Source organism: Candidatus Propionivibrio aalborgensis (assembly GCF_900089945.1).
GTDB classification, from domain to species: domain Bacteria; phylum Pseudomonadota; class Gammaproteobacteria; order Burkholderiales; family Rhodocyclaceae; genus Propionivibrio; species Propionivibrio aalborgensis.
In genome coordinates this window covers 23038-29853 of sequence record NZ_FLQY01000055.1, presented here as the reverse complement: position 1 = coordinate 29853, position 6816 = coordinate 23038, and the positions used below count along the sequence as shown (strand labels likewise).

Below are 6816 nucleotides of genomic sequence, written 5' to 3'. Positions count from 1 at the left end.
CACTCAAGGCATTCTTCTCGGTCACGGTCGGCGATTACTTCGTCGCCAGTACGGGCTACACTGGCGAGGACGGGTTTGAGATCACCCTCCCCGCGAGCAAAGCCGAGGCTTTCTGGCAGGCGCTCATCGACGCCGGTGTCAGGCCAATCGGGTTGGCCGCCCGCGACACTTTGCGCCTTGAGGCCGGAATGAACCTATACGGTCAGGATATGGACGAAACGGTATCACCGCTTGACGCGGGCCTTGCCTGGACGGTCGACCTGCTTGCGGCACGCGATTTCGTCGGAAAAACCGCTTTGCTCGCCAATCCACAGCAGAAGCAGTTCCTTGGGCTGGTGCTGCTCGACCGGGGAGTCCTGCGCGCCCACCAGAAGGTGTTCACCGAGGTCAACGGAACATCCAGCGAAGGCGAAATCACCAGTGGCACTTTCTCGCCCACCCTGCAGCAATCCATCGCTCTAGCGCGCCTGCCGATCGACGTCGCCATTGGCGATACAGTAAAAGTCGAAATCCGCGACAAGAAACTGGCCGCCAGAGTGGTCAAACCCTGCTTCGTGAGAAATGGAAAGACGTTGGTCTGACGATCATCGCCGACGACCTGACGATGCCAGCAATGCGCTTCCATTTTCGAAAGCTGAAATGAGGAAAGCCGTGAGTATAGGAACCTCGCAGGTCCGCACGGCTCAAGGCCGATTTTCACTCACAGCTCTGGGTTGATTATCAGATATGTTTTGGATTTTTTCAAGTATTAATCATTGACAAACGCACAAGGAGCCCGCCATGAATGTTCCCGCCAATCTCAAGTACACCAAGAGCCACGAATGGGTTCGTGCCGAACCCGACGACACGGTTACCGTGGGCATCACCGATCACGCCCAGGACCTGCTGGGCGATCTCGTTTTCATCGACCTGCCGGAGATCGGCGCGGAATTTGCGGCTGAGCAGGAAGTCGCTGTTGTCGAATCAGTGAAGGCTGCCGCTGATGTCTATGCGCCCCTGGCCGGTGTCGTTACTGAATTCAACACTGCGGTTGCTGACGCGCCGGAGCTGGTCAACCAGGACGCCTACGCAGCCTGGCTGTTCAGGATGAAGCCCACCAACATGGCTGACATGGACGCGCTGCTCGACGCTGCGGCCTACATCGCCAGCGCCGGTGAATAGGATATTGCCCTGGAAGCCTTGGTTCATCAAGTTCTTCAAGGCAGCTTCTTAAATGCCCAACGAAGACGCAATTCTAGGGAAATCTTGCCGAACAGCCCCGCCCCTTCACCGACAAACTTTGCCGGATCACGCCATGCCTCAGAATTTATCCCTTACCTCTCTTGAAAATCGCGACGAGTTCATTTCCCGTCACATCGGACCGTCGACAACCGACATAAGTGCCATGTTGTCCCTCATTGGCGCCACCAGCCTTGACGCGCTGATCGATCAGACCGTGCCGCTGGCGATTCGTCTGCCTGCGCCATTGACGCTGGCCGATGCCCGGCCCGAATCTGAAGCTTTGAGCGCACTTAAGGCGATTGCCGGTCGGAATCAGATGAACCAGTCACTGATCGGCATGGGCTATTTCGACACGCTGACGCCCAAGGTCATCCTGCGCAACGTACTGGAAAACCCGGGATGGTACACGGCGTATACGCCTTATCAGGCCGAGATAGCCCAAGGGCGGCTCGAAGCGCTGCTCAATTACCAGCAGATGGTGATCGATCTCACCGGGCTCGAACTGGCCAATGCGTCGCTGCTCGACGAAGCTACAGCGGCAGCCGAGGCCATGACCATGGCGCGGCGCGTGAGCAAATCGAAGTCCAATGTCTTCTTTGTCGATGAGGCCTGTTTTCCGCAGACCATTGACGTCATCAGGACGCGCGCCGGATTCTTTGGCTTTGAGCTGGCATTCGGAGCTCCGCACGAAGCCGCGCTACAGGAAGTGTTCGGGGCGCTCTTTCAATACCCGAACGACAGAGGCGAAATAGCCGACCGCAGCGACCCGATTGCCGCGGTCAAGTTGCGCGGCGGTGTGGTGGCGGTAGCCTCCGACCTGATGGCGCTCGTATTGCTCAAGTCGCCGGGTGAAATGGGCGCCGATATCGCGCTCGGCTCGTCACAACGCTTCGGCGTGCCGATGGGATTCGGTGGCCCGCATGCCGCCTTCTTTGCCACCCGTGACGAGTACAAGCGTTCGGTCCCCGGGCGCATCATCGGCGTTTCGGTCGATGCTCGCGGCAACAAGGCCTTGCGCATGGCCTTGCAGACACGCGAACAACACATTCGCCGCGAGAAAGCGAATTCCAATATCTGTACTTCGCAAGTGCTGCTCGCCAACATGGCCAGCATGTATGCCGTGTATCACGGACCGAATGGGCTGCGCATAATTGCCAAACGTATCCACCGGCTGACGTCAATCCTCGCCGAAGGACTCAAGCGTGCCGGCATAGATGTAGTGACCAAGCAGTTCTTCGACACCCTACATATCAATCTTGGCACCCGCGCGCTCACCGTTTACCAGGACGCCATCAACGCCGGCTACAACCTGCGCCAAACCTGCAGTGGGGCCCTAGGCATCGCATTGAGCGAAAAAACAACGCGCGCAGATGTCGCCACGCTGATCAAGCTGATCGCCGGGGTCGCTGCCGATATCGACGTCTTTGACGCGCAGGTTCAGCAACTGGATGCAGCCTTGCCGCCAGAACTGCTGCGAACCGACGCCATCCTCACACACCCGGTATTCAACAGCTATCACACCGAACACGAGATGCTGCGCTACCTCAAGCGCTTGCAGAACAAGGATCTGGCCCTCGACAGCTCGATGATCTCGCTGGGTTCATGCACGATGAAGCTGAACGCCACGAGTGAAATGATACCGGTCACTTGGCCCGAGTTCGGCGACCTCCACCCCTTCGCCCCGCTCGATCAGGCGCAGGGCTACCTGGAAATGATCGGCGAACTGGAAAACTGGCTCAAAGTCATCACCGGTTTCGACGCGGTCTGCATGCAACCTAACTCCGGCGCACAGGGTGAATATGCTGGAATCGTTGCCATTTCGCGCTACCACGCCAGCCGGGGCGAGGGCCACCGCAATATCTGCCTGATCCCGAAGTCGGCGCACGGCACCAATCCGGCGACCGCGCAGATGTGCGGCCTGCAGATCGTTGTCGTGGATTGCGACAACAATGGAAATGTCGACGTTACCGACCTGAAAGCCAAGGCCGAAAAGCATGCAGCCCGGCTATCCTGCCTGATGATCACCTATCCCTCGACACACGGCGTATTCGAAGAGGCGATCCGGGACATCTGCGCGATCGTTCATTCGCACGGTGGCCAAGTGTATATGGATGGGGCCAACCTCAACGCGCAGGTCGGACTCACCTCGCCGGGATTGGTCGGCGCCGATGTGAGCCACATGAATTTGCACAAGACCTTCGCCATCCCCCACGGCGGCGGTGGTCCGGGCATGGGACCGATCGGCCTCAAAGCCCATCTGGCGCCGTTCATGGCGGATCACGTGGTGCAAGCGACGGGCGGGGCGGAACGTTTGCATCGCGGACAAGGCGCGGTCTCGGCAGCGCCGTGGGGTTCCGCATCGATCCTGCCGATTTCCTGGATGTACATCGCCATGCTGGGCGGCAAGGGCCTCAAACGGGCAACAGAAGTGGCGATTCTCAACGCCAATTACGTCGCCGCCCGTCTCAACGAGCATTACCCGGTGCTCTACACGGGCAAGAACGGCCGCGTTGCCCACGAGTGCATACTCGACATCCGACCGATCAAGGCAGCGACGGGCGGCAATTCGGGGATCGCCGAAATCGACATCGCCAAGCGACTGATGGACTACGGCTTCCATGCGCCAACAGTCAGCTTCCCGGTCGCCGGAACGATCATGGTCGAGCCGACCGAGTCGGAGTCAAAAGTTGAACTTGACCGCTTCATCGCTGCAATGATTGCCATCCGCGAGGAAATCCGCAAAATCGAACAAGGTGTCTGGCCGGTAGACAACAATCCGCTCAAGAACGCGCCACATACGCAGGCCGACATTGTCGTCGCCAAGTGGGACCGCCCCTACAGCCGTGAAGACGCCGTATTTCCGCTGCCATGGGTGGCATCCAACAAGTTCTGGCCGAGCGTCAATCGCATCGATGATGTGTATGGTGACCGGAATCTGTTCTGCGCCTGTGTGCCGATCGGAGACTACCAGGAGAGTCAGGAGAGCTGAGATGCGTATCGAACAGGACATGAAACTCGATTTCAAGGACGTTCTCATCCGTCCGAAGCGCTCGACGCTCACCTCGCGCTCGGAAGTCGACATTTCCCGCGATTACGTTTTTCTGCATTCCAAGCGCAAATATCAGGGCATACCCATCATCGCCTCCAACATGGATGCGACCGGAACATTTGATATGGCGCGGGCGCTGGCCGCCCATCAGCTCTCCGTCGCCCTCCACAAATATTACGACGAAGCGGAGTTGCTCGCCTTTTTTGCCGAACCTTCGGGCTCTTCGGCTTCGTTCTATTCGATGGGCATCACGCTGCCGGACTACGAGAAGTTCCGTCGCGTCAAGGAGCAAGCCGGAGACAAGATCGAATACGTCTGCGTTGACGTCGCCAACGGCTATACCAAGGCCCTTGTCGGCTTTATCCAGAAATTGCGCAGCGCCTACCCAGATATCACCCTCATGGCCGGCAATGTCGTGACTGGCGAAATGACCGAGGAATTGATCCTTGACGGTGTCGATATTGTCAAGGTCGGGATTGGCCCGGGCTCGGTGTGCACGACGCGCAGGGTGTCCGGCGTCGGATACCCCCAGCTCTCGGCGATCATCGAATGTGCCGATGCGGCGCACGGCCTGCACGGTCTGATCTGCGCTGACGGCGGTTGCACTTCGCCAGGAGACTTGGCCAAGGCTTTTGGTGCTGGCGCCGATTTCGTCATGCTTGGCGGCATGCTGGCCGGTCACGATGAATGTGGTTCGGACATCGTCGAGCAAGATGGCATGCTCAAAATGCGTTTTTATGGCATGAGTTCGCGGGAAGCGATGGAAAAGTATGCCGGGGGCGTCGCCGACTACCGCGCCGCCGAAGGCAAAGATGTTCTGCTGGATTATCGGGGTCCTGTTGAGAACACCGTGCAGGAGATTCTGGGCGGAGTTCGCTCGGCCTGCACTTACGTCGGCGCGCGAAAACTCAAAGAGTTGTCCAAGCGGACGACCTTTATCCGGGTTACCCAGCAACTGAACGAGGTTTTCGGGTCGAATTGAGTGCGAGTTGAGCGCGAGTTGAGCGCATGACTTGCGGCAATAAATACTGAAGGGGAACAAACGTGAGCGAATCAGACTACCCACTGTCCGCGTTTTCGGCGGAACGATTGCAGGGGACAAACCAGCCATTCGCCGACTATGCGGGAAAGATTCTCCTCATAGTAAACACCGCCAGCAAATGTGGTTTCACGCCACAATACACCGGTCTCGAATCACTCTACCAGCGGTTCCGGGATCGCGGGTTGCTGGTGCTCGGTTTCCCGTGCAACCAGTTCGGCGCGCAGGAACCGGGCGACGCTAGCGAAATCGCGAGTTTCTGCCAGACGAACTATGGCGTCAGTTTTCAGATGTTCGCCAAGGTCGATGTCAACGGCGACAATGCCCACCCGCTCTATCGATATCTGAAGAAATCGGCGCCCGGGCTGCTCGGCAGCGAAGCTATCAAATGGAACTTCACAAAATTCCTGCTCAACCGCAAAGGTGAAGTGACCAAACGTTACGCGCCGGCGACGACTCCGGATGCCATTGCCGAGGATATTGAAACCTTGCTCTGAATCGGGCTCGCCGCTCGCTACGGGATATGCGGCAGTTCGATCTGGTCGCTGCGCCGGATACCTGCGGTCATGCCGCGGCATAGCGAGATGAACTCCTGCATTCCGGCCGTCTGGAATTTGCGTTTGTGCCAGAGAAACTGAAAATGGCGCAGCAACTCGAGTTCCGGCGTTTCAATGGCCACCAGACTGCCTCTCCGGAACGCCTCGCGCAGTGCCAACCGTGATATGCAGCCGATTCCAAGCCCAAACTCGACGGCCCGCTTGATCGCTTCGGTATGTTCCAGTTCCAGCCGGGCCCGCAACTCGAAATGATGGAGGCGCATCGCCTGATCCAGCGTTTCGCGCGTCCCTGAACCCGGTTCGCGAACGATCCAGTGCTCATCGGCTAGCTCAGCCAGCGTCGCCACACCCTTGGTCGCCAAACGATGCGTAGGTGCGCAGAACACCACCAGTTCGTCCGCAACCCAGGGTTCGGCAACCAGATCGGAGTGCCGGCAATTGCCTTCAATCAGGCCCAGATCGAGATCGTATCGCGCCACCTGATCGATAATCGTTGCCGTGTTGTGCACCTGCAACTGCGCGGAGCTCTCGGGATGCCGCTTGAGATAGTCAGCAACAATCAGCGTCGCCAGATAGTTGCCAATGGTCAGGGTTGCGCCAATTCGCAGCCTGCCGAAGCCAGCCCGCCGCTCCAGGGCGGCTTCAATGGCTGCTGCGCGTTCAATCAATTCCACCGCCTGCGGCAACAAGGATTGCCCGAGTTCGTTGAGACGCAGGGCCTTGCCGATACGGTCAAAAAGCTGGGTATCGTAGAGACGCTCCAGTTCGCCCAGCGAGGTACTGGTCGCCGATTGCGACAGCGACAACTCCTTTGCTGCATTGGAAACACTTTCCTGTCGGGCAACCGCGACGAATACCGTCATCTGACGCAAAGTAAATCGCATATCTACTCCATAGATATTTCTTATCTAAACAATCTGTTTTACGGATATATTAGCGTGGACTACCAT

6 protein-coding genes are annotated in these 6816 nt (G+C 58.2%); 5 read left to right on the top strand and 1 reads right to left on the bottom strand.

What is annotated here, in order from left to right; translation table 11 throughout:
- The 5 genes from PROAA_RS04120 to PROAA_RS04100 form a co-directional block, all read left to right on the top strand.
- On the top strand, positions 1–581 hold a 581-nt coding region (locus PROAA_RS04120), incomplete at its 5' end, for a glycine cleavage T C-terminal barrel domain-containing protein (protein WP_281182231.1).
- Positions 582–780: 199 nt separating this feature from the next.
- Positions 781–1161 (top strand): glycine cleavage system protein GcvH, encoded by a 381-nt coding sequence (gene gcvH / locus PROAA_RS04115; protein ID WP_186410120.1) that lies wholly within the window; start codon positions 781–783, stop codon positions 1159–1161.
- Between the two features lie 133 nt (positions 1162–1294).
- Positions 1295–4210, top strand: a complete 2916-nt coding sequence (gene gcvP, locus PROAA_RS04110) for an aminomethyl-transferring glycine dehydrogenase (RefSeq protein ID WP_186410119.1) — start codon at positions 1295–1297, stop codon at positions 4208–4210.
- Position 4211: 1 nt separating this feature from the next.
- The gene (locus PROAA_RS04105; protein ID WP_186410118.1) at positions 4212–5252 is read left to right on the top strand and encodes a GMP reductase; all 1041 of its coding nucleotides are present in this window, start codon (positions 4212–4214) and stop codon (positions 5250–5252) included.
- Positions 5253–5314: 62 nt separating this feature from the next.
- Complete coding sequence (locus tag PROAA_RS04100; protein ID WP_186410117.1) at positions 5315–5806, top strand: glutathione peroxidase; 492 nt, start codon at positions 5315–5317, stop codon at positions 5804–5806.
- Positions 5807–5823: 17 nt separating this feature from the next.
- Here the strand turns inward: PROAA_RS04100 and PROAA_RS04095 are convergent, their stop codons facing one another.
- Positions 5824–6750 carry a LysR family transcriptional regulator gene (locus tag PROAA_RS04095; protein WP_186410116.1) on the bottom strand — a complete coding sequence of 309 codons (927 nt, stop codon included), beginning with the start codon at positions 6748–6750 and terminating at the stop codon, positions 5824–5826.
- Positions 6751–6816 lie beyond the last annotated feature (66 nt).